The organism is Rhodococcus wratislaviensis, from assembly GCF_041228765.1.
GTDB classification, from domain to species: domain Bacteria; phylum Actinomycetota; class Actinomycetes; order Mycobacteriales; family Mycobacteriaceae; genus Rhodococcus_F; species Rhodococcus_F wratislaviensis.
Map to the genome: position 1 here is coordinate 4,137,877 of NZ_CP150488.1, position 21,309 is coordinate 4,159,185.

At 64.9% G+C, this 21,309-nt stretch carries 23 protein-coding genes; 16 read left to right on the top strand and 7 right to left on the bottom strand.

Annotated features, from left to right (window positions below):
• Positions 1–8 precede the first annotated feature (8 nt).
• A complete protein-coding gene (locus WKC72_RS19070; protein ID WP_370183978.1) occupies positions 9–770 on the top strand; it encodes an SDR family NAD(P)-dependent oxidoreductase in 762 nt (253 codons plus the stop codon).
• Between the two features lie 59 nt (positions 771–829).
• Entirely contained in the window at positions 830–1,288 is a 459-nt protein-coding gene (locus WKC72_RS19075) for a MaoC family dehydratase (RefSeq protein WP_370183980.1), read from the top strand.
• 636 nt (positions 1,289–1,924) lie between these two features.
• On the opposite strand, the gene WKC72_RS19080 is transcribed toward WKC72_RS19075, so the two are convergent.
• Complete coding sequence (locus WKC72_RS19080; RefSeq protein WP_112298573.1) at positions 1,925–3,577, bottom strand: CdaR family transcriptional regulator; 1,653 nt, start codon at positions 3,575–3,577, stop codon at positions 1,925–1,927.
• A gap of 226 nt (positions 3,578–3,803) precedes the next feature.
• Here WKC72_RS19080 and WKC72_RS19085 point away from each other — a divergent pair, with 226 nt between their 5' ends.
• From WKC72_RS19085 to WKC72_RS19110, 6 genes are all read left to right on the top strand, one after another.
• The gene (locus tag WKC72_RS19085; RefSeq protein WP_370183983.1) at positions 3,804–4,994 is read left to right on the top strand and encodes an alpha-hydroxy acid oxidase; all 1,191 of its coding nucleotides are present in this window, start codon (positions 3,804–3,806) and stop codon (positions 4,992–4,994) included.
• Positions 4,991–5,914, top strand: coding sequence for a transporter substrate-binding domain-containing protein (locus WKC72_RS19090; RefSeq protein ID WP_370183985.1), 924 nt, complete (start codon positions 4,991–4,993; stop codon positions 5,912–5,914). The genes WKC72_RS19085 and WKC72_RS19090 overlap by 4 nt, the downstream gene beginning before the upstream one ends.
• A gap of 11 nt (positions 5,915–5,925) precedes the next feature.
• On the top strand, positions 5,926–6,861 hold the full coding sequence (locus tag WKC72_RS19095) for an amino acid ABC transporter permease (RefSeq protein WP_370183987.1): 936 nt from the start codon (positions 5,926–5,928) through the stop codon (positions 6,859–6,861).
• Entirely contained in the window at positions 6,858–7,622 is a 765-nt protein-coding gene (locus WKC72_RS19100; protein WP_328286520.1) for an amino acid ABC transporter ATP-binding protein, read from the top strand. Before WKC72_RS19095 ends, WKC72_RS19100 begins: the two co-directional genes overlap by 4 nt.
• 57 nt (positions 7,623–7,679) lie before the next feature.
• The gene (locus tag WKC72_RS19105) at positions 7,680–8,078 is read left to right on the top strand and encodes a RidA family protein (RefSeq protein WP_112298569.1); all 399 of its coding nucleotides are present in this window, start codon (positions 7,680–7,682) and stop codon (positions 8,076–8,078) included.
• 214 nt (positions 8,079–8,292) lie between these two features.
• Complete coding sequence (locus tag WKC72_RS19110; RefSeq protein ID WP_370183991.1) at positions 8,293–9,534, top strand: reverse transcriptase family protein; 1,242 nt, start codon at positions 8,293–8,295, stop codon at positions 9,532–9,534.
• A 49-nt stretch (positions 9,535–9,583) separates the two neighbouring features.
• Here WKC72_RS19110 and pxpA read toward each other — a convergent pair whose 3' ends face one another.
• The gene (pxpA, locus tag WKC72_RS19115) at positions 9,584–10,315 is read right to left on the bottom strand and encodes a 5-oxoprolinase subunit PxpA (protein ID WP_268790203.1); all 732 of its coding nucleotides are present in this window, start codon (positions 10,313–10,315) and stop codon (positions 9,584–9,586) included.
• A complete protein-coding gene (locus WKC72_RS19120) occupies positions 10,315–11,823 on the bottom strand; it encodes an amidase (RefSeq protein WP_370183993.1) in 1,509 nt (502 codons plus the stop codon). The genes pxpA and WKC72_RS19120 overlap by 1 nt, the downstream gene beginning before the upstream one ends.
• A 164-nt stretch (positions 11,824–11,987) precedes the next feature.
• Between WKC72_RS19120 and WKC72_RS19125 the strand changes: the two genes are divergently transcribed.
• From WKC72_RS19125 to WKC72_RS19150, 6 genes are all read left to right on the top strand, one after another.
• Entirely contained in the window at positions 11,988–12,758 is a 771-nt protein-coding gene (locus WKC72_RS19125) for a FadR/GntR family transcriptional regulator (RefSeq protein WP_037229614.1), read from the top strand.
• Between the two features lie 328 nt (positions 12,759–13,086).
• The gene (locus WKC72_RS19130; RefSeq protein WP_037229616.1) at positions 13,087–13,872 is read left to right on the top strand and encodes a helix-turn-helix domain-containing protein; all 786 of its coding nucleotides are present in this window, start codon (positions 13,087–13,089) and stop codon (positions 13,870–13,872) included.
• On the top strand, positions 13,863–14,204 hold the full coding sequence (locus tag WKC72_RS19135) for an MmcQ/YjbR family DNA-binding protein (protein ID WP_370183997.1): 342 nt from the start codon (positions 13,863–13,865) through the stop codon (positions 14,202–14,204). Before WKC72_RS19130 ends, WKC72_RS19135 begins: the two co-directional genes overlap by 10 nt.
• A 764-nt stretch (positions 14,205–14,968) precedes the next feature.
• Positions 14,969–15,709: an alpha/beta hydrolase gene (locus tag WKC72_RS19140; protein ID WP_370183999.1), complete on the top strand. Its 741-nt coding sequence runs from the start codon at positions 14,969–14,971 to the stop codon at positions 15,707–15,709.
• Between the two features lie 47 nt (positions 15,710–15,756).
• On the top strand, positions 15,757–15,918 hold the full coding sequence (locus tag WKC72_RS19145) for a hypothetical protein (RefSeq protein WP_370184001.1): 162 nt from the start codon (positions 15,757–15,759) through the stop codon (positions 15,916–15,918).
• Positions 15,919–16,126: 208 nt separating this feature from the next.
• Positions 16,127–16,567 carry a hypothetical protein gene (locus tag WKC72_RS19150; protein ID WP_146777752.1) on the top strand — a complete coding sequence of 147 codons (441 nt, stop codon included), beginning with the start codon at positions 16,127–16,129 and terminating at the stop codon, positions 16,565–16,567.
• Between the two features lie 88 nt (positions 16,568–16,655).
• Here the strand turns inward: WKC72_RS19150 and WKC72_RS19155 are convergent, their stop codons facing one another.
• Positions 16,656–17,300 carry a dihydrofolate reductase family protein gene (locus tag WKC72_RS19155; protein WP_370184005.1) on the bottom strand — a complete coding sequence of 215 codons (645 nt, stop codon included), beginning with the start codon at positions 17,298–17,300 and terminating at the stop codon, positions 16,656–16,658.
• Positions 17,301–17,611: 311 nt separating this feature from the next.
• Here WKC72_RS19155 and WKC72_RS19160 point away from each other — a divergent pair, with 311 nt between their 5' ends.
• A complete protein-coding gene (locus WKC72_RS19160; protein WP_128969973.1) occupies positions 17,612–17,962 on the top strand; it encodes a YciI family protein in 351 nt (116 codons plus the stop codon).
• A gap of 195 nt (positions 17,963–18,157) precedes the next feature.
• Here the strand turns inward: WKC72_RS19160 and WKC72_RS19165 are convergent, their stop codons facing one another.
• Together WKC72_RS19165 and WKC72_RS19170 are read right to left on the bottom strand one after the other, a co-directional pair.
• On the bottom strand, positions 18,158–18,400 hold the full coding sequence (locus WKC72_RS19165) for a hypothetical protein (protein ID WP_037229632.1): 243 nt from the start codon (positions 18,398–18,400) through the stop codon (positions 18,158–18,160).
• 248 nt (positions 18,401–18,648) lie between these two features.
• Positions 18,649–19,422 (bottom strand): class I SAM-dependent methyltransferase, encoded by a 774-nt coding sequence (locus WKC72_RS19170; RefSeq protein WP_370184009.1) that lies wholly within the window; start codon positions 19,420–19,422, stop codon positions 18,649–18,651.
• Positions 19,423–20,216: 794 nt separating this feature from the next.
• On the opposite strand from WKC72_RS19170, the gene WKC72_RS19175 reads away from it, so the two are divergent.
• On the top strand, positions 20,217–20,720 hold the full coding sequence (locus WKC72_RS19175; RefSeq protein WP_370184011.1) for a DinB family protein: 504 nt from the start codon (positions 20,217–20,219) through the stop codon (positions 20,718–20,720).
• Positions 20,721–20,938: 218 nt separating this feature from the next.
• Here the strand turns inward: WKC72_RS19175 and WKC72_RS19180 are convergent, their stop codons facing one another.
• Positions 20,939–21,211, bottom strand: coding sequence for a hypothetical protein (locus WKC72_RS19180; RefSeq protein ID WP_370184014.1), 273 nt, complete (start codon positions 21,209–21,211; stop codon positions 20,939–20,941).
• Positions 21,212–21,309 lie beyond the last annotated feature (98 nt).

Consider the following 21,309-nt stretch of genomic DNA (forward strand, 5'->3'; position numbering starts at 1 on the left):
CATTGCGCATGAGTGTGCTCGACAAATTCCGTCTCGACGGCCGCGTCGCCATCGTCACCGGCGCGTCGTCCGGCCTCGGCGTCGCGTTCGCCAAGGCCTTCGCCGAGGCCGGCGCGGACATCGTGCTCGCGGCCAGGCGCGTCGACAAGCTGCATGACACGGCCGCGATGGTTCGGGCCAGCGGACGCCGCGCTCTCGCTGTGGCAACGGACATCGCCGACCCGGATCAATGCACGGCGATGGTCGACGCGGCGATGGCGGAGTTCGGCCGCGTCGATGTTCTCGTCAACAACGCCGGAATCGCGACCGCCTTCCCGGCCACCCGCGAGACCCCCGATCAGTTCCGGTCGGTCATCGACATCAACCTGGCCGGCTCGTACTGGGCCGCCCAGGCGTGTGGCAGGGTGATGCAACCGGGCAGCTCCATCGTCAACATTGCCAGCATCCTCGGACTCACCACCGCCGGCCTGCCCCAGGCCGCATACAGTGCCAGCAAGGCCGGCATCGTCGGTCTGACCCGGGACCTCGCCCAACAATGGGGTGCACGCAAGGGAATTCGCGTCAACGCGATCGCCCCGGGCTTCTTCGCCTCCGAGATGACCGACCAGTATCACGACGGCTACCTCGACGGTCTGGCGTCCCGGATGGTTCTCGGGCGGACGGGTGAGCCGGCGGAACTTGCCGCGACCCTCGTCTGGCTGGCTTCGGATGCCGCGGGTTACGTCACCGGACAGACTCTCGCGGTCGACGGCGGCGTCACCATCACCTGATCGTTCCGTCGACCCCGTGACCATCCGCCGATCTCTTCACTCTCCGAGAGCAGGTAATCATGCCCACCACAGTCGAGGACGTCGACGGCCTCCACGGCCTTCTCGGACAGCAACTCGAATGCAGTGAGTGGTTCGACATCACCCAGGACCGGGTGAATACCTTCGCCGACGCCACCGACGACCATCAATGGATTCACGTGGACGTCGAGCGCGCGAATACCGAAAGCCCCTACGGCGGGCCCATCGCCCACGGTTACCTCACGCTGTCGTTACTCAGTGCCATGTTCCTGCAGGTCCTCACCGTTCGGCAGGCGTCGATGGCAGTGAACTACGGTCTGAACAAGGTCAGGTTTCCGGCACCAGTTCCTGTCGGATCCAAGGTCCGACTGAGCGCGGAGCTGATTACCGTCGAAGACATCGCCGGCGGCATCCAGATCGTTGTCCGAGCAATAGTGCATTGCACCGCGGTGGACAAGCCCGTGTGCGTGGCAGAACCTGTCTTTCGATTTTACCGATGACCGCTCAATCCGATTGATAACAGTAGATTTCTCGATGGCAGTGAGTTTCTCAACGATGGACAGTCGACTTTTCGGTGAACCAGCATGACCGGACGATCTGGCGTGGCCGACGCCCCAGAATCACCTTTGCTCGACCGGCCTCATCGTCGTTTGATGTGGCACGCAACATGCGGGTCGCGGCAGGGGCCTGTCAGCCGCCTATTGGGAGGCCGCGCTGTCGCAGAACGGGCCGCGTCGTTCCGGCGGCTGCAGGCGCGGCCGCGGTACTGACCGTCCGGTTTCGTCAGCGAGCCATTGTCGGATGAGCAGGGTGATCGGAAAGCAGGTATGTGCACGCGTACTTCGGCCGATGTGGTCACGACGAGTAGCGGCCATGCTGGCTTCCACGTCGCCGGCGCGCGGCACGGTGAAGAGCACACGGAGATCGTCATGGTGAGTCAACGCAGAGGCCGAAGATTTCAACCACTTCACGCGATTCGCGCGAGTGTAGGTGGCGCGGCCTGTCTCGCCGGCCTCGTCATCGGCGCCATGGCGCTGACGATTCTCGCGTTCCCGGCGCCCGGGGTGCAGGCCGAAACGGTCACGTCCCAGAGCGGGTACAGCGCGGGGGAGCGGACCCACCCCGGATGCGCCCCCTCACCTGAGATCTGCAGAAACGAGTCGGAGCCACAGCCATAGACGCGTGGTCGGATTGTCGAAGTCGATACCGAACTCCTCGGCGACGCGGGTGATCCGGTACCGAATGGTATTGCCGTGGACATGCATTCGGTCGGCCGCTGTGGACACGCTCGCGTTCGAATCGAAGTAGGCACGCAAAGTGATCAGGAAGTCGGTGTGATGGGCGGCGTCATATGCCCGGATCGCATCGATGACGTCGAACCTGCCGAGATGCTTCTCGGCTATGTACGTGCCGATCTCCAGCAGGTTGAGCTCGGTCCAATAGTCTTCGAACACTGCCGCTGCCGGGGGGTGCAGAGTCGGATTCTCTCTCGTGACCGACTGTTGGTGCATCAGGTACTGCAATGTCCGCACCGCCTCGGTCCGGGATCGGGGTAGCTCGCCGATCTGCTCGGCGATACCGCCCACTGCGGCGACAACGGGATGCGCGCTGATCGTCGTCGCATAGGAGCCGATGTCACGAATCACCCGACGGTGGGCTGCACGGGGAGACTCGCCTGCACAGGGCAGCAACGCATACACGACCGAGTCGATCAGGGCACTGTATGCACTGCGGAACTGGACGTTGCACGTGACGGTCACGAGTTGAAGTAGCCGATGCTGCTCACGCATGGCGTCGAGGCTGCCGGTGTTCGGGTGGGTGAGAGCGAAGGCCGCAATGGCGAATCCATCGGTGAACTCGAGTCCGAGTTGGGCGGCAGCGAACGAGGCCTGGGCCGGATCGTCCATCAACGTCCGCATCAGGTCGGCGTTGCGGCGCTCGGTGAAGTCGGAAGCGGACCGGGCGTGAAGCATGTGGAGACCGGCCAGTGGCGCCAGCCTGTCGAGCGCATCGAGAGCCGATTGGCGGCGTTCACCTCCGGGATCGATGATCCAGATCGATCCGAGCAGTTCCCCGCCCGCCCGGACCGCCAGTGCCAGCCGGTCCCGTATCCCGCTCGGCGACTGCACGAACAGTGCGTCGGTGGAGGCGTAGACGACCTTGAAATCGGCGTCGAGGGCCGGGGGCGTCCGCTCCTGCAGGGTCAGAGTCGTCTCTCGCCGAAGGTCGTCGATCGGCTGGCCCGGCACTGTGGAGTATCCGAGGATGCGGCCCGAAGGATCGACGATGCTGGCGGCCCCATTGGCTATCGAGGCAACGGCGTTGGCGAAGGCGAACAGATCGCCCAAACGCACGCCCGATACCGAATCGACCGCAGCGCCCGCGACCGCTGTTCGTGCCATCGCAATCAGCCGTGTCCAATCCGCGTCGTCTCCGACGACGAGCACCGGAACGTCGTGACGGCTGGACGCGGCCCGCAGCTCCTCGATGGGCGTTCCTCGTGCTTTGACGATCACGGCGGCGGCCTCGCCGTCGGCGGCGTGGACGAGTACTCGCTCGAATCCCACCGATCCGCACGACACCCCCATCGCAAGGACGACTGCGTTCCTGACGTTCGCCTGATCGTCGAGTGCGTCGTAGAGCTGCACGTCGGCGACGGGGCGGCGGAGGTTCTCTGCCGTCGGATTCGCGTGCAGTAGATCTTCTTGCACGAGGTCGGTCCAGGCCGACAGCGCGATCGGCACAGGTGTCGCGTCGCCGTGCCTCGACAACTCCTCCGAGGGGTCCATTGGAATATCTTACAAGCAAAGAATCCGAGCTTGGAAACTCCTCCATATCAACTAGGTGAGGTCTGGATCACTATTGGTTCACCCCACGCACCGGGTGTCAGCACCATTTCGAGGAGCCCCCATGAAACTCAGAGATATCAGGTCGTTAGTGAATGTCGAGGGCCCCGCTCGGTCCGTGTCACAACGGCTCGCACGGCGATGCCACAGCATCGAAGACGTACGCAAGATGGCCGCCGCACGTCTCCCGCTGAGCATCCTCGACTACATCGAGGGCGGCGGGGAAGACGAAGCGTCGGTCCGCCGCAATCGTGCCTCGTTCGACGACTGGTCCTTCGTGCCACGGTGGGGTGCGGTGGAGAACCTCGACTTGGCGTCGACACTCCTGGGCGAGCCGGTATCCATGCCGTTGATGCTCTCTCCCACCGGGGGAACTCGGCTCTTTCACCCGGAGGGCGAACTCGGTGCGGCGCGTGCTGCTCTCGCCGCGAATGTCCCATATGGTCTGGCACACCTGAGTACGACGCCGATGGAACTGGTCAGCGCGCAGACCCCGGGCCTTCGTCGCTGGTTCAACATCGAACCGATGGCGGACAAGGGCATGCTCCAGGCGATGCTCGACCGGACAGCGGACGCGGGATACGAGGCCTTACTGGTCAACGTCGATTGCCGAGCGATCGGCCATCGCGAACGCGACTACCGCAACGGCTTCACGGCACCTCCGTCCCTGAAGCCGCGGACGGTCATCGAAGGGGCACTACATCCCGCGTGGGCGTGGGGGTTTCTGCGCAACGACGCGATCGCCTTCCCCAATCTCGACGGGACCATCGCGGAAGGGCCGCTGGCGAGCACGCCGGATATGTGGCGAACCCTGCTGTCGGGTTCCTACGAGCCCACCGACTGGGACACCCTCTGCGACCTACGCTCCCGATGGAGCGGTCCGATCGTCCTCAAGGGGTGCGTCAGCGCCGACGACGCGGCGATCGCCGCTGACATCGGGATCGACGCCATCCAGGTCAGCAACCACGGCGGCAGGCAACTCGATCACATGGCCTCCCCGATGGACGTTCTGCCGGAGATCGTCGACCGCGTGAACGGTCGGGTCGAGATCATCGTCGACGGTGGCATTCGCCGCGGCTCGGACGTGATCAAGGCTCTGGCGCTGGGGGCGAATGCGTGTGCGATCGGACGCCCGTACCTCTACGGCCTCGCGGCGGCGGGTGAGGAGGGTGTCGCGCACGTGCTGCGGATCTTCGCGGAGGAGATGACCCGGACGATGATGCTGCTGGGGGTCTCGAGCATCAAGGAACTGCAGGACAACGGACCGTCTTTCGTGCGCAACCGCCACGCCGCCTTCGCCGCCTCGACGAACGCGTACACCGGAACGCAGACCGCGCGGAAGCAGAAGTCCTCGTCATGACAAGTCGTGCCGGAGGCTACTCTCACCGATTCCTGTGTGCCGGCGCACTCGCCGCCCTTCTCCTCTCCACGGCCGGTTGCGGTCGGCTCGAGGAATTTGCGGACCCACCGGCCTCGGCTCCCGTCGAGGGCGACAGTACGCCCGCGCTCGCGGTGAACGACGCGGCCGTCGCATTGCTGCCCGACACGGTGGCAGCACGCCGCACACTGCGGGTGGCGATCCCGACGAATGAACCGCCCACCCAGTTCTATTCGGAGGGCACCCGGTACATGACGGGGACGAACCCCGATATCGCGAGACTCATCGGGAAGGCCCTGAACCTCGACGTCGACATCAAGGTCGTCAATTTCGACTCCATCATTCCCGGCATCGCAGCCGGACGCTACGACATGACGGTGTCCTCGATGACGCCCACCACCAAGCGGATGGCGGCAATGGATTTCGTCGACTACATGCAGATGGGAAACGCCATCGTCGTCGCGAAGGGAGGGGAGCCCGTCACGAAGGACACACTCTGCGGCAGGAAGGTCGGCGTCCTGACGGGCTCGTATCAGCTCACCGTCACCATTCCGGCGTATGAGCAAGAGTGCGTGGCCGCCGGTAAGCCTCCGATCCAGACCGGCCAGTTCCAGGACACGCGGCAGGCGATTTCTGCGCTGACCAGCGGCCGGCAAGACGCCGTCCTGGCAGATTCCCCGATTCTCTCGTACGCCACGGCGAACAGTCCCGACCTCGAGTTGTCGGACACCTTCGATTACGCCCCCGTCGCCGTGGGCGTGACCAAGGAACCCGCACTCGTCGACGCCGTGTCCGCGGCACTGGACTCCGTCATCGCCAGCGATGCGTACAGGGAAGTGCTCGGAAAATACGGTTCGGAGTCCGCGATGATCACTCGAGCTCGCGTCAACGCGGCTCAATAAGGAGACCTACCATGCAACAATTGGCCTCGCGAGACGCCTTCCCTCCTCCGTCCGCGGTATCGGCGTCCCCGGACACGTCCATCCCGGTTGTGCCGCTCAAACATCCTGTGCGACAGACGTTCGGACTGGCACTGCTCATCGTCGCCGTGGCAGTGACGTGGAACGTCGCGACGAACGACCGATTTCATTGGAATGTCGTGTCGTCCTATCTCTTTGCCCCGGAGATACTTCGAGGCGTCGTTCTGACGATCATCTTGACAATCGTCTCGATGACCGCCGGTATTTCGCTCGGAACGCTCCTTGCCGTCATGCGACTGTCGGACAACCCGATCGTCAATTCGATCGCGCGGGGCTACATATGGTTCTTCCGGGGAACCCCGCTCCTCGTTCAGCTGATCTTTTGGTACAACATCGCAGCCCTTTATCCCACCATCTCGATCGGAATCCCGTTCGGGGGACCCGAGTTCATGGTCGGTTCCGTCAACACGCTGATCACGCCGCTCGGGGCTGCTCTCCTCGGGCTGTCTCTGAACGAAGCGGCCTACATGGCAGAGATCATCCGCGGTGGCATCGGATCGGTGGACAACGGCCAGTACGACGCGGCTCAGGCGCTGGGAATGAACAGGCCTCAGCTGATGCGCCGCATCATTCTTCCCCAGGCCATGCGTGTGGTGCTTCCCCCGACGGGGAACCAGGTGATCTCGATGCTGAAAGGGACGACCCTCGTCAGCGTTCTGGCGATCTCCGATCTGCTGTACTCCGCGCAGATCATCTATTCGATGAACTACCAGACGATCCCGCTGCTCATCGTCGCGAGCCTCTGGTATCTCCTGATGACCACCATCCTGAGCTTCTTCCAGGACAAGCTCGAGAAACACTACGCGCGCGGATTCACCGCGTCGGTAGCCCCCACACGCCGTCGATATGCATTGGGAAGGGCGAAATGAACACCGTCATGGTGAAAGCACAGGGCGTCCGGAAGCGCTTCGGTACCACCGAGATCCTCAAGGGCATCGACCTCAGCGTCGAGCGCGGATCGGTGACATGCCTCATCGGACCGTCCGGGTCCGGGAAGACAACCTTCCTGCGCTGCATCAATCACCTCGAGAAGGTGGATGCGGGACGCCTGTACGTGGACCAGCAATTGATCGGCTACACGGAACGCAATGGCCGGCTTCACGAAATGAAACCACGGCAGACGGCACGGTCTCGGCTGAATGCCGGCATGGTGTTTCAGCGCTTCAACCTGTTTCCACATATGACGGTTCTCGAGAACATCGTCGAAGCCCCGATTCACGTTCTCGGCAGATCCCGCGCCGAGGTGACAGCCGAGGCGCACGTGCTCCTCGATCGTGTCGGACTGGGGAACCGAGGTCAGGCATACCCGCGGGAGCTCTCCGGGGGACAGCAACAGCGGATTGCGATTGCCCGGGCACTGGCGATGAAGCCCAAGTTGCTGCTCTTCGACGAACCGACCTCAGCGCTCGACCCGGAACTCGTCGGTGAGGTACTGGACGTGATGAAGTCCCTTGCGGAAGCCGGGATGACCATGGTCGTGGTCACCCACGAGCTGGGGTTTGCCCGCGAGGTCAGCGATCAGATCGTCTTCATGGACCAGGGGGTCGTCGTCGAGGCAGGCCCGCCGTCCGAGGTTCTCGGGAATCCGCGACAGGAGAGAACCCGCGCGTTCCTCTCGAAGGTCCTCTGAACAGCTCACCCGCCCGCCCGACATCGAGAACAACGAACACTCAGGACTGAGGGACACATGAACAGGCAACACGTCAGCACCGAGCACGCACCCCGCCCTGCAGGGCACTACTCCCAGGCGATCATTGCCGATGGGGTCCTCTACACGGCAGGCCAGACTCCCCACCACCCGAACACCTGGGAACTCGTCGGCACCACCATCGAAGAACAAACGGAACAGGCGATGCGCAACCTCGCGGCCGTACTCGACTCGTGCGGCTCGGACTTCTCACATGTGGTCAAAGCCACCGTCCACCTGCAGAATCCAGCGCGAGACTTCACCGGTTTCAACGAGACCTATCAGAAGTTCGTCTCGCACCCGTACCCGGCGCGCACCACCGTCGGATCGCATCTCGGCGACTTCCTGGTCGAAATCGACGTCGTCGCTCTGTGCCCCGAGAAAACCCAGTCCCGATAGGGCCCCGCACGGCTGAGATCATGTGGCATTCTCACGAGGTGCGACGGTGCGGAGGTGAGAGTGGTGCGGCCGGTGTTCCGGCCGCGACCACGTCAGGGGCAACCCCTGGCTCGACAGTGTTCATCGGAGACACCGTCCGACGCGCGACCGTATGCTCCGCGTGCCGGGGCGCGCCGCAGACGACAGATATCGGTCACCTCGCACCGTCGCACACATGACAGCCGGCCGGGCCTTGCAGCCTGAAATCGCTCGTCGCCTCGCTTCGGCGGCGACCGCCGGGGCCTGGACCAGAGCCGGCCTCGTGCTCCGCTTCGAGGAAACCGGTGTGCCGGATGCCGGCCGGATCGCGACACGGCTCCACGACCTGATGCCCACCCCGCCGATCGACGGCGTCGACAGCGTCTATCGACTGCTGTCGGAGCTCCCGCAGATCGAGCAACCGGAGACGGTCGTCGAGGTGTCCGGCAGTGACTGGAAGTTCGACGTCCCGCGGTGGTCGCGCACGGCGGCGGTCGCCGAGGCGGTCGGTCTCACCCCCGCCGAACTCGACTGGTTCGCAGATCCCGGCGGATGGCTGCGCACGAAAGCCACTCCGCTGCAGCACTACCGTTATCGGATCCGTTCGGACAACCGTCTGCTCGAGGCGCCCAAGGAACGACTTCGAGAGGTGCAGCGCCGGATTCTGCGCTCTGTACTCGACCGCGTCCCTCCCCACGTCGCGGCGCACGGATTCGTCCGAGGCCGCAGCGTCCACACCTTCGCCGCTCCCCATGCAGGACACGAGGTCGTGGTGCGCATGGACCTCCGCGCCTTCTTTCCTTCGGTTTCCCGGACTCGGGTGAGGGCGGTCTTCGATGCCCTCGGCTATCCGACCCGGGTGTCACGCGTGCTCGCCGGGCTCTGCACCACGTCCACCCCGCCCGGTATCCTCGCGCAGCTTCCCTTCGATGTGGCGAGTCGGCTCCGGGGTGCGCACCTTCCGCAGGGGGCACCGACCTCGCCGGCGCTCGCCAATCTCGTCGCACACCGACTCGACCGGAGACTGACCGGACTCGCGAGAACGCATCGCGCCGGTTACACGAGGTATGCCGACGACCTCGCGTTCTCCGGCACGGAACTGGCGGCGGACCGGCTGATCCACGCCGTCGGCCGCATCGTTGCGGACGAAGGCTTCTCGGTACACCCCGGCAAGACCCGGATCATGCGGGCACACCGATGCCAGCACCTGGCGGGGCTGGTGGTCAATACCCGTCCGCAGGCGGCGCGAGCCGACTACGACGACCTGCGAGCGCTGCTCTTCAATTGCGCTCGCTACGGACCCGATTCGCAGAATCGTGACGGCAGATCACATTTCCGTGAATACGTCTACGGACGCATCGCCTGGGTCGGGGAATCCAACGTGAGCAGGAAACGGTCGCTGCACACACTGGCCGACCGGGTCGACTGGGCGGGGTGAGGCTCGCATGAAACCGTGCCGCCCGCACGGTGCGTTCCGAGGGGAGCGCTCAGGTATTGCCTGCGTGCTGGTCGACCATCGTGCGGAGTCGCGCCGCGACGTCCGGTGCGTTGTGCAGGTCGGAGTGGATACAGAGTGATTCGACGGTCACGTCGATCTCGGTGCCGTGGATCGATATCGTCTTGCCGTCGACGAGTGCCCGGCGTGCTTTGGCTTCGATGTGGACGAGATCATGGGGGGCGGCGGTCCGGTTGACGATGATGGTGCCGTCGTCGTTGTAGTCGAGATCGACGTAGAACTCGGCGACGAATTCCACACCGCGGCGGTCGGCCACGCGCTGATGGGCGGTGTGGGGGAGGCCGAGGATCGGGACACCGTACTGTTCGGCGACATCACAGGCGGATTCCATCAACTCTTCGCTGCGCGAGAGCATCCCGTAGAGGGCGCCGTGCGGTTTGATGTGATGTAACGGTGCGCCTACGGCGTCGAGAAATGCAGTCAGGGCGCCCACTTGGTAGCGGATCAGATCCCGGATCTCGTCCGCGGTCAGCATCATTTCTCGACGCCCGAAACCCACCGGGTCGGGTAGCCCCGGGTGAGCGCCGACAGTGACATTCGCGTCGAGGGCGGCGGTGACCGTGTGCGCCATGGTGCTCGGGTCTCCGGAGTGCATGCCGCAGGCGACGTTGATGGTGTCGACGTAGTCGAGCAGGGCGGTGTCGTTGCCGAAGGTGTGAATGCCGAAGGCTTCGCCCATGTCCGAGTTGAGGGTGATGGACATCAGGCGTCCGTTCCCGTGGGAACATCCAGGGAGGGTGCCCTGCGCGCACCGACGGCGAGTTCGACGCCGCGGGCGACCTGGAGCAGTGTCGTTTCTTCGAAGCGGGTGGACATGATCTCCAGACCGACCGGGAGTCCGTCTGCCGTGAATCCGGCAGGGACGGAGACTGCGGGAAAGTGCAGTTGGGAAGCGATGACGGTGTTCGTCGGATAGGTCAGGCAGGTCCAGCGGCCGCCGAGCACGTCGTCGTGCGTGGGCGCCGGGAGTTTCAGGTCGGGAAAGACGATGGCGTCGAGGGCGCGTTCGACGAACAGCGCTGTGGCGATTCGCGCGAACTCTTCGCGTGCGAGGACGCGGTCGAGATAGTCGGGATCGGATTTGGGGTCCGCGGGGCCGTCGGTGATGCCTTCGAACAGGTCGAGATGCGGGTCGTACGTGCCGTTTCGGCGAACCTCGTCGACACCGGCGATTCCGATATCGGGGTTTTCGGCGAAGAAACGGTTCATGTCGTTGCGGGAGCGGGTGAAGTAGAGCGAGGTGAACGAGACGTAGTGGTCGAGCTTCGGGATCTCGACGTCGACCAGTTCAGCACCGGCGGCGTCCAACTCCGCGAGTGCGTTGTCGATGACCTCGTTGACGGCTGATCCGGCCGAATCGTTCGCGTCGCCGAATGCGCTGCGCAGGACGCCGATCCGCTTGCCTGCCACAGTCGCGCCCTTGATGTTCTCGGCGAAGGAACCGGAGTGGCGGTGATGGCGAGCCACCGTGGTGAAATCGTCGGTGGGGTCGTAGCCGACCAGGACGTCGAGGAGTTTGGCGGCGTCGGTCACGGTTCGGGTCATCGGGCCGGCAGTGTCTTGCGGTACCACCAGGGGCGACATGCCGTTGCGGCTGATCATGCCGGGTGTGACGCGGAAGCCGACGAGGTTGCAGAACGAGGCGGGGAGACGGATCGAGCCGCCGGTGTCCTCTCCGATACCGACGAGGGCGAGATTTGCCGCGATGGCTGCTCCGGAACCGCTGCTGGATCCGCCCGGATCCCGGGTCAGGTCGTAGGGGTTCTTGGTGACCCCGGAGACGGAGGAGGTCGAGAACCATGAAGTGGCGAAGTCGGGCATCGTCGTCTTGCCGAGGATGATCGCGCCGGCGGCCTTGAGCTTCTTGATCGCGGTTGCGTCCTCGGTTGGCACGTAGTTCGCGGCGTTCTTGTTGCCGAAGGTAGTGCGCATCCCTGCGGTCGCGGCCTGATCCTTCACCAGGACGGGCACTCCGTGGAGGGGCCCTGCCAGCTCCCCGGTCAGAGCGAAGGAGCGGTCGAGCACGTCGGCGTCGTCGAGGGCGGTGTCGGACACGGTGATGACCGAGTTCAGTCGAGGCCCGTCCTGGTCGAGAGCCGCGATGCGGTCGAGGTATGCCTGGACGACGTCGCGCGTCGTTGCGGTGCCGTTGCGATAGGCCTGCTGAACGCTGTCGATGGTGGCTTCTTGGATATCCCAGTCGAGGCTCATCTGTGGTCACTTCCGTGGTGCCCGGCGCGCGGGCCGGGGCGGCGGTTGGGTTGTTTGTCGAGGTGTGTGGGCGGGATTTCGCCCAACGTTCAATGTTGGACATTGAACGTTGGGCGTTACTGTAATGCAGAGCACAACATCAGGCAACGGAGAGGTGTCCCGCAATGGATCGAGCGTTCAGGCCGAAGGCGCTGACCCGTAAGGACGCCTCGGGGCAGATCGCGAGGCAGCTCAGATCGGCGATCGCCGACGGCGTCTGGGTCCCGGGGGAGCGGCTGCCCACCGAACTCGATCTCGCGGACACGTTCGACGTGTCGCGCAACACCGCCCGCGAGGCCCTCAAACTGCTGACCGCGACCGGACTGCTCACCTCGGTCCGCGGCGGCGTCGGAGGCGGCACCTATGTGGCCGTCCCGGACTCGGACGACATCGCCGAGTTGCTCGGCGATGCCATCCGCCTCTGGTTCCGCGCCGGCGACGTCACCGTGCACGACGTGGACGAAGCGCGCCGGGTGCTGGAGGAATTCAGTGTCGCGATGGCGGCGCAGCGCCACACCGAAGGAGACCTCGAGGCCATTTGGAGGCCGGTGCTGGCGTCGCGAGATTTCGAGATGGACATCGAGGAGTGGCTCGGCCTGGACCTGGAATTTCACACCGCGATCACCCGGGCGGCGCACAACCCGATCCTGGAGTTGGCGATGACCTCGGTGCACCTGATCCGCCCGGTGACCAACCGTGTCTTCGTCGATCGATTGGATCGACGCCTGGTGATGGAACAGCACGAGGGCATGTATCAGGCGATCGCCACCGGCGACCCGGTAAAGGCCCGTGAGGCATTCGCGACTCACATCGGCTACCTCGATTCGGTGCGCAGCGAGGTGCTGCGCGACCTGAACACCGATGACGTCAGAATCTCCGACATCCCGGGTGTGTAAGGGGCAACCGCTTTCTCGGCAGCGTGTCTGACGGCCCGCTCGGTCAGCCGCGACCGATGTACGGCATCCCGGTGGCCATGATCGTCATCATCGGCACGGTGGCGTCCAACGAGTTCTGTACTCGACCGCGTCCCTCCTCACGTCGCCGCGCGTTCCAATTCACTTCATGCCAGCCGGGGACGTGGCGTTGCCGAGCCAAGAGACTTTGGTCGTTCTCTTACGCTTCAGGACGGGTGTTGGCGTGCTGGCTACAGCCGAAGCCCGACAGTGAGCAACTCCCTGGAAGGAATGGCATCGATCCCCCGGGGTGAGCGAGGATTGATTGGTGATGACGCGGTTCCCCAGTGAGTTCCGGCGCTGGCGCACGGCCCGCCGGATGAGCCAGCTCGATCTCGCGCTTCGGGCGGGCACCACCCAGCGGCACGTGAGCTTCATCGAACAGGGCCGCTCCCGCCCGGGGCGGGGCATGGTGTTGCGCCTGGCGGAGTCGATGGAGCTCACGCTACGGGAGCGCAACGAGCTGCTCCTCGCTGCCGGCTTCGCCCCGGCATTCCCGGAGTCATCGCTCGACGACGAGGCGCTGCGCCCGGTTCGTCAGGCGCTGGAAACGATTCTCGACGGTCATCTCCCGTACCCGGCGATGGTCGTGCGGCCGCACGGCATCCTCGTCACCGCCAACCGGGCGTTCGAGGTGTTTTACGAAGGCGTCGACCCCGCGTTGCTCGCACCACCGGTCAACGTGTTCCGCCTGGCCCTACACCCCGAGGGGAACGCGCCCCGGGTGCGCAACCTGCCGGAGTGGGGCAGGCACATCACCGAGCACTTGCGGGCTCAGCTGGCGCAGAGCCCCGACCCGGCGTTGGAGGCGCTGCTCACCGAACTCGAGTCCTACCTTCCGCCGCTGCCCGAGGAGGCCGACGTGCTCGGCTTCGCGGTGCCGCTGGAGCTGGGCTCGGCCGATGGCGACCTCCGGCTGATCACGACGCTCACGTCGTTCGCGACCGCCGCCGACGTGACGCTCGCCGAGCTGCACCTCGAGGCGTTCCTGCCCGCTGACCACGGCACCGCCGAGGTGCTGCGCCGCCGATGGGGTGAGGATCGACGATGGGGGTGACGATCGACGATGCCCGGGCGATCGCCGGCACGTTGCCTCGTTCCTACGAGGCGCTCGTACGCGACGAGGTGAGGTTCCGGGTGGGACGCGTGGTCTACGCGGCGTTCTACCAGGACGACACGATTATGGGCTTCGGCTTCCCTAGGGAAGAGCGAGAGGCGCTGGTGGCCTCGGAGCCCGATAAGTTCCTGATGCCCCGCGCCTCCGACATGCGGTTCCGGTGGGTCTGCGTACGGCTCGATGCCCTCGACGTCGAGGAGCTGCGAGAGCTACTCGTCGACGCGTGGCGCATGTGCGTGCCGAAGAAGGTGGCCGCCGCCTACGAGGGTTGACTGATGCCCATGCTCCGAATGACATGGCCGACGTCGGGTCGTCCCGAATGGGAGAGCGCAGTTCTCCCAGCGACGGCGGCGAAAGGTTTCTTCGGCACGCTGATGTGTCAGCAGTGCCGGGTGCCGAGGGTGCCGGTCACCGACAGGCTAGCTAGTTACGTTGTGGTGCAGATGGATCGATGCCCGCGGGAAGAGTGTCTCACCGGCCGATCTCGAGGACTTCCTGCGCGCCCACCCCTCGTCAGCCAGTGCATGGTGGTCGGCGATGCACGCCCATGCATCGGCGCCCTGATCACCCTCGATCCCGATCCCTACCAAGCTGGAAGGACCGACACGGCGTCCCGCCCGCCACGCCACTGCCGGAGTTACTCCGCAATCGCGACCTGATCGCCCAAATCGATACCGCGGTCGCCGAAACCAACGAGAAGGTCTCCAGGGCAGAGCAAATCAAAGAATACCGAATCCTCGACGCCGAGTGGACGCAGAAAAGCCATCGATCAAGCGCGAGGTCGTCCTCGAGCAACACGACGGACATCGAGTCCATCTACTCCCGATAGCGGGGGTGGTCGGCGGGCCCGGAGCGTCCGCAAAAACCTGTTGGCGGACCACGGCGGCCACTGCTACTTTTCTGGAGGCCGTGCGAGAGAACGAGGAGGTGGTACCCGTGAACGCAGTATCGACATGGGTGCTCCCCTTCGGGGTCACGGTCGGGCGATGGGTCGCCCGGGAGCGCCGTTGACGAAGCACTCCCGAAAGGCACGACAATGCAATTCACTTCCGAACAACGCCTCGGCGACGGTGTCCTCGAGCGCGAATTCACTCTCGGCGAGATCCCCGGCATCCTGTGGACGCCTGGATCCGCATCTGCACCACCCGCACCGGCGCCGCTGATCCTGGTCGGCCACCCCGGCGGACTGCACAAGATGTACCCCCGACTTGTGGCCCGGGCCCGGGGCGCCGCGGCGGAGGGCTTCGCCGCGGCCACCATCGAGCTCCCCGGGAGCGGCGACCGGCCCCGTTCCGCCGCCGCCGAACAGGCCCGCGCCGACCTGCACCGGGCGCTGGAGGCCGGCGAGTCGGTCGACGACGGGATCATCGACCGGCTCGTCCTCCCGCTGGTCGAGACGGCGGTCCCGGAATGGCGGGCCGCCTTGGACGCCCTCCTTTCGCTGCCCGAGATCGGCGGCCCGGTGGGGTACTCGGGAGGGGTGATCGCTGTCGGCATCCGGCTGGCGGTGGTCGAGCCGCGCGTCTCGGCCGCCCTGCTGTTCGCCGGGAGTTTCGTGCCCCGCACCACGTTCGAGGAGGCCCGGCAGGTCACCATTCCGCTGCAGGTCCTGCTGCAGTGGGACGACGAAGGAAACGACCGGCAACTGGCCCTGGACCTGTTCGACGCCTTGGGCTCCAAGGAGAAGACGCTGCACGCCAATATGGGCGGGCACACCGGCGTTCCGCAGTTCGAGGGGGACGCCGGGAACCGGTTCTTCGCCCGGCACCTGAAGTGATGCCGGCCCGTCAGGCCGGCAGCAGACGATAGGAGCTGCCGGCCAGGATGCCGCTCGTCGAGGACAGGTCCCGGCTCTCCTCGCTGGTGAGTGCGCGCGCGGCACGCTTTAGTCAGCAGTCGCGCGCGGCGTACGACAAAGCCATCGGGCTGGCGGGCAACACCGCCGAGACCGCCTACCTGACCCGCCGCCGCGACCAACTGCGGTAGCGCTCACGGATCCGCTTCCGGGAACCGCTCGAACTGTTCAAGGTTCCGACGACTCGTGTCGGTCTTCGTTCGACGAGTGGATTCGTTCCCCGGATAAGCTCGTAAAGAGTTGCGAGCCCGATCGCCAACGACGATGACGATGACGAAGGATTCATTGGTGAGGTGCGGCAAGCCAGGATGGGGATCGGGGTCGGCGAGTCTCGTGGTAGTGGCGGCCCTTGCGATGACCGCGTGCGGCGACGGGCTGGGCACTCATTCGATTGACGAGGATGCTGCCCGTGATGCATTGAAGAGCCGTGGAGTGGAGATCCCGTCCACGTTCAGATTCGGTCAGATGTACGAATCGCAGGTCTTTTCGGGTGCGAACTCATACCTGGGTCGCTACGACGGGCCCCAGACCGTCTTCGTGAATTCGGCCCAACTGTCCGCCGCCAACTCGACGTTTCCACCCCTGCAACCAATCCAGTGCACCGATCCGGCAGTCGCCACGCTCGAGTGGGGAATCCTAGGATTCTCTTGTACCAAGGAGATGCAACTACTCGCTAGTGAGAACCCAGCGAACAGCGAGTTCCCCACCGACAAAGTCACACTGCTTCTGACCAGCGACGGCACCCGCGCCCACCTTTTCGTCAGCGCAGAAGGGCACTGACCACACACGGGATCGGTGACACAAAGCTGTACTCGACGTGAATTCCCGTCATGAACCTCACCGATCCCGACTGGCCAAAGAACCGGATTCAGTCGTGCCGGATTTTGTTCCAGAGCTGATGGATAAGCCCGCTGGGGGAAGCGACGGTCTCGACTGTGAAGCGGTCTTCGATGCCGTCCAAGCCCTCCCAGAGGGATATGCCGCGTCCGAGGGTGATGGGCACGATCACCAGGTGCATGAAGTCGATCAAGTCGGCTTGCAGAAACTGCCGCACAGTCGAGGGACCTCCGCCGATCCGGATGTCGTGACCGTTCGCAGCTTCCTGGGCCATGCGCAGCACCTCACGGGGTGGCGCGTCCACGAAGTGGAAGCTGGTTCCGTTGGGAAAGTCGATGCTGGGGTGTGGGTGGTGGCTCATGACGAACACTGGTGTCTGAAATGGCGGTTCGTCGCCCCACCAGCCTCGCCACCCGTCGTCGGGCCATTCGCCGGTCTGGGGGCCGAACTTGCGACGGCCCATGATCTCCGCGCCGATGCCTTGGCTCCACAGGCTGGTCAGGGCGCGGTCCAGGGTGACGGGGGCGTCTACCCGGTCGACCCCGTGGATGACGCGTCCGTCGAACCGATCGAATAGCCGTTCGGCACCGCCGATCGGGGCGTCGAACGTCACGAACTCGCCGGCGGCGTAGCCGTCGAGGGAGATGTTCATGTTGTGGATCCGGGTGCGGGGCATGGGCGACTCCTTCAAAGATCGAATGGACCAGATATACCTAAACAGACCGGCGGAGACGGCCGAACTCATCGCGGAACATTGAAAATAGTGTTCCGTTGGGCGGTCGTCTGTCGGTCGTTCCGCCGTGGGCGGCGCCTGCGATCCTGGACACCGAGGCGGAGGCGTTCAATGCCCTTCTGACGGCGATAGGGGCGGGATGATGGCGAGGTGGCGGATCGACCGCCAACACCCCGGGTGTATCCGAGACACGTCCCGAGGGCGATCGGGGTCAACACCGGCATTACCGTGGCGCGCCGGCATCGGTCAACGACGTGCCCATGGACCAGTGGACGCCGGAGGAGATCTCGGCCCATATGCAGTACATGAATGACTTCGCCGCTCGGCTCGAGGGCACCGGCGAGTTCGTCGACAGTCAGGCACTTTCCGCGGAGGGCACGTTCGTCCGGTACGACGGCGAGGGGCGGCCGCCGGTGACCGATGGCCCGTTCGCGGAGACCAAGGACGTGATCGCCGGTTGGATGGTGATCGACGTCGACACCTACGAGCGGGCACTCGAGCTGGCCGGCGAATTGTCCGCAGCTCCGGGTGCGGGTGGCACGCCGATCCACGAGTGGCTGGAGTTGCGCCCGTTCCTGGGTGAATGTGCGACCGTGACGGAGTGACGGACTGTGGGTGAGGCCCTGCTGCGGGCCCTTTCCCCCATCGTGACCCCGATCGAGGCCGTGCGCGGGGTGCTGCGGATGATGGATCGGGTGGACGAGGTGACACATGCGGGGTCGGCGAGGGGTTGGCGGATTTCGCTAGGGGTGTGCGCGGGTCTGCTGCTGGGGTTCTTCTGTTATCTGCTTGTGGCAGCACTACGGCAATGTTCCGCAGCCGCGGGTGTATCCGCACGGCTCGTTCACCTCGTTCGGGTCGGATCCGCCGCCGGCCGGGTACTGGGTGAGTTGGGCGGGTCCGGCGGTGCTGGTGGTGGCGTGCGGGTTGATGACGGTTCCGTGGCGGCCCGCCCGGCAGTTCGCTGTTCCGTTGGTGTGCGCGTTCGCGCCGATGGCGGCGTTGGTGGCGTGGTTCTTCATCGGAATGGAGCTGTTCTTCACCCCCGACTAATCCTGTTATCCGGGTTGTTCGGTGTCGAGGGGGTCGGTGATGCGGTGGGCGGGGCCTGGGGTGGCTTGTGGGCGAGTTCGTGTTGAAGGTGCCTGCGCATCTCGCTGACGCTGAGGGGCGCGAGGTCGGTAACGATCGAGGTGCCGTGCCGGTGGTGGTGGGGTCAGGTACTTATCTAGCTGCCGACATCATCGTTCGCCAGGGGTGGGCGTCTCGCCCAGTCCGGTGATGACGGCCTCTAGTCTCGGGGTCGGTTGACATGATGCTTGACCCACCGCGCCTCTCGGTGGTCCCAGTAGCGGGTGCGATCGTGTGAGTGGGCGCATAGAGAACCACCGGCTGTCCTGTGTCCGATGGCAGGGCTACGGTGAGGCAGCCTGTGTGCCCGCAGAACCACGTCGTGGGTGTGGTGTGCACCCGCGCCGCCACTGATCGAACGCTCCCGCACTTCGTTCACGTCGATGTGCCAGCTGTCATCGAGTAGCGCCGCCACATCACCGGGGGAGACCCAGTCGTCGGGATCGAAGCCGTGCTCGCGCGCCGTATCCGCGTTGCGGACGTCGTGGTGCACAACGAGCAAGATGCCGCCCGGTGCGACGACGGAGACCAGCGTGCGTTCGGCGGCGCGGTCGGCGCTACTGCGCAGGGCGGGGTATTGAGCTGAGACCAGGTCGAAACCGCCCGCGGGCAAATCGGCATCGAGCAGTCCGCTCAGCACCCAGGTGATGTCCACGTCTTCCCCGTCGGCGTGGGCCCCGGCCCGGTCGAGGGCGATTCGAGAAACGTCCAGCGCGGTCACGGCCCATCCCTGGCGGGCGAGCCAGAGCGCGTCGGCGCCTTCGCCGCAACCGACGTCCAGGGCGCGTCCGGGCCGTGCGCCGGTCATCTCCTCGACAAGTGCGCCGTTGGCTTCTCCGCTCCACACGCGATCCCGCTCGCTGTAGCGCGCATCCCACTCGTCCGCCTCGTTTGATGTCGTCGTGACTTCGCTGTCTTCGCCCGCTTCTTCCATATCAACACAGTGCAGTAACACCGACGGTTTCGGCGAGAGTTCTTGCCGTATCGGCAAGCATGCCGCTGCTCGGAGCAGAGCGGTGGGCCGACTTGTGGTTCTGGATTGCGTTCTACTGCGATCCTGACGTGGACAACGTCATGCGGGTTGGTACCTGCTCGATGTCGAGATAGTCATCGACAAGAAAGTGCCATTCATTCCGGCGGGGATTGCTGTGGGATCACGGCGGTCTGCGTACCGATCAGGGTGTGTCATTGTCGACCTGAGAGCCATCGATGGGGCGAATTGTATTGCCCATCAAGATTTCTCAACTGGATGGGTCTATCGGGTGGTGGTTTCCGGTCGCGGCGGTGAATGCTGATTCGGGGTTTTTCACCCGGTGACCGGTGTCCCTTCCGCTTCCACCGGCGCGGACCCGCTCATCGCGGCCGTCTCATGGCGAGCGTTTCGGACGGTCGGCGTGTGCTCGCTCGAATGGGCCTCGTCCGCACACGGGCCGTCGCGGGATCTCTCGCGTCCAGCGGACTGATGTTGTCCGGTTACCGCCCAGTGTGCGATAAGCTGTGTTGAGCAGCAGGTCCCCTGACGGCCTGGATGCGGTGTCGACGTCGGCCCTTCTTGCGGCACTCCCGAGCGCACAGTCCCTGACGGCAAGCGCATCACATGCTCTTACCTTTCTCGGCGCCGGGCGCTTCGCTTCTCTCCCGAAATGGATTGCCTTCTTGCGTAACCCAGCCCGACCGATACATTGCGTGCTCCTTGACCAACCACATGACAGGATGGTGTGAAAGCGCATGTACACCAACATAATTGCTTCCGGCGCGGAGCGTTCGATCATCGAGGACACACTCGACCGGAACCGTGAGGCACTGATCGAGACGGTGCGAGGCCTCTCTGATACCGACGCTCGCCGACGACTCGTCGCATCGCTGACGACACCGATCTCGTTGATCAAGCATGCCGCCGCCGCTGAACGGATCTGGTTCCAACGGTTCTGGGCGGGGCTCGACGAATCCGAATGCGATGGCTATTCGCGCCGCGACGAGGGTACGTTCGCCGTCGCCGACGACGAGTCGCTGGCAGATGTCATCGCTGAGTTCGAGCGAGCAAGCCAACGATCACGTGAGATCGCGTCCCGCTTCGATCTCGATGATCACAAGGACAGTCCCCGCGAGGGAAACGTCAGCATGCGATGGACACTGATTCTGATGATCCAGGAGTTCGCCAGGCATGCAGGTCACGGCGACATCCTTCGCGAACAGATCGACAATCCTATACTGCGACAGCCGAACTCGTGACCAGTCTCGGTACCTGACGCATGTCACTCGCAGAAGGGTGCGCTACCGAAACAGTCGCGTGCGAGGAGCTACCGTCGCCGATTGCAGCAGCAGCCACGACTGGTGCGGCACGGCTCGTGCGCCGACGGCCGTGTACGGGGGTGCACCGCACCACCAGCAGCCACGAGCTGGCCTGGGACGGGTCCGGTACCGCCCGGGGACACCGCCGCAGGCCGCGGTCATTCGCGCGTTTTCAACCGTGAGGTGTGTCGCTTCGCTACATCGAGGTCGGCGTCAGCGATTCCGAGCGTGTCCTGAGCGGCGCGGAGGGCGTCGACGGCGCTCTCCAACGCCTCCGGTGCCGTGGTCGGGTCGCCGAGTGCGTCCACGTCGAGCGCGTTCGCATCGAGGTCTGCGAAGGTACGCTCGAGGTCGAGGAGTGTTCGACGTAGGGCGTGCAGCGCATCCCGGACCTTGGTTACCTGCTCGTCGAGGTCAGCGGGCGTGCTCACACGATCACATCCCAGGGCGCCACGGCGGCGGTGGTGAGGTGCGGCCGCACGTCGGCCAGACGGCGGACCTGCTGCTGTACGCCGGCTATCGGTTGGTC

Excerpts from the sequence above, each read along its gene's own strand:
- WKC72_RS19070 (WP_370183978.1), top strand. The coding sequence starts at position 9 with ATGAGTGTGCTCGACAAATTCCGTCTCGACGGCCGCGTCGCCATCGTC.
- WKC72_RS19075 (WP_370183980.1), top strand. The coding sequence starts at position 830 with ATGCCCACCACAGTCGAGGACGTCGACGGCCTCCACGGCCTTCTCGGA.
- WKC72_RS19080 (WP_112298573.1), bottom strand. The coding sequence starts at position 3,577 with ATGGACCCCTCGGAGGAGTTGTCGAGGCACGGCGACGCGACACCTGTG.
- WKC72_RS19085 (WP_370183983.1), top strand. The coding sequence starts at position 3,804 with ATGGCCGCCGCACGTCTCCCGCTGAGCATCCTCGACTACATCGAGGGC.
- WKC72_RS19090 (WP_370183985.1), top strand. The coding sequence starts at position 4,991 with ATGACAAGTCGTGCCGGAGGCTACTCTCACCGATTCCTGTGTGCCGGC.
- WKC72_RS19095 (WP_370183987.1), top strand. The coding sequence starts at position 5,926 with ATGCAACAATTGGCCTCGCGAGACGCCTTCCCTCCTCCGTCCGCGGTA.
- WKC72_RS19100 (WP_328286520.1), top strand. The coding sequence starts at position 6,858 with ATGAACACCGTCATGGTGAAAGCACAGGGCGTCCGGAAGCGCTTCGGT.
- WKC72_RS19105 (WP_112298569.1), top strand. The coding sequence starts at position 7,680 with ATGAACAGGCAACACGTCAGCACCGAGCACGCACCCCGCCCTGCAGGG.
- WKC72_RS19110 (WP_370183991.1), top strand. The coding sequence starts at position 8,293 with ATGACAGCCGGCCGGGCCTTGCAGCCTGAAATCGCTCGTCGCCTCGCT.
- pxpA (WP_268790203.1), bottom strand. The coding sequence starts at position 10,315 with ATGTCCATCACCCTCAACTCGGACATGGGCGAAGCCTTCGGCATTCAC.
- WKC72_RS19120 (WP_370183993.1), bottom strand. The coding sequence starts at position 11,823 with ATGAGCCTCGACTGGGATATCCAAGAAGCCACCATCGACAGCGTTCAG.
- WKC72_RS19125 (WP_037229614.1), top strand. The coding sequence starts at position 11,988 with ATGGATCGAGCGTTCAGGCCGAAGGCGCTGACCCGTAAGGACGCCTCG.
- WKC72_RS19130 (WP_037229616.1), top strand. The coding sequence starts at position 13,087 with ATGACGCGGTTCCCCAGTGAGTTCCGGCGCTGGCGCACGGCCCGCCGG.
- WKC72_RS19135 (WP_370183997.1), top strand. The coding sequence starts at position 13,863 with ATGGGGGTGACGATCGACGATGCCCGGGCGATCGCCGGCACGTTGCCT.
- WKC72_RS19140 (WP_370183999.1), top strand. The coding sequence starts at position 14,969 with ATGCAATTCACTTCCGAACAACGCCTCGGCGACGGTGTCCTCGAGCGC.
- WKC72_RS19145 (WP_370184001.1), top strand. The coding sequence starts at position 15,757 with ATGCCGCTCGTCGAGGACAGGTCCCGGCTCTCCTCGCTGGTGAGTGCG.
- WKC72_RS19155 (WP_370184005.1), bottom strand. The coding sequence starts at position 17,300 with ATGCCCCGCACCCGGATCCACAACATGAACATCTCCCTCGACGGCTAC.
- WKC72_RS19170 (WP_370184009.1), bottom strand. The coding sequence starts at position 19,422 with ATGGAAGAAGCGGGCGAAGACAGCGAAGTCACGACGACATCAAACGAG.
- WKC72_RS19175 (WP_370184011.1), top strand. The coding sequence starts at position 20,217 with ATGTACACCAACATAATTGCTTCCGGCGCGGAGCGTTCGATCATCGAG.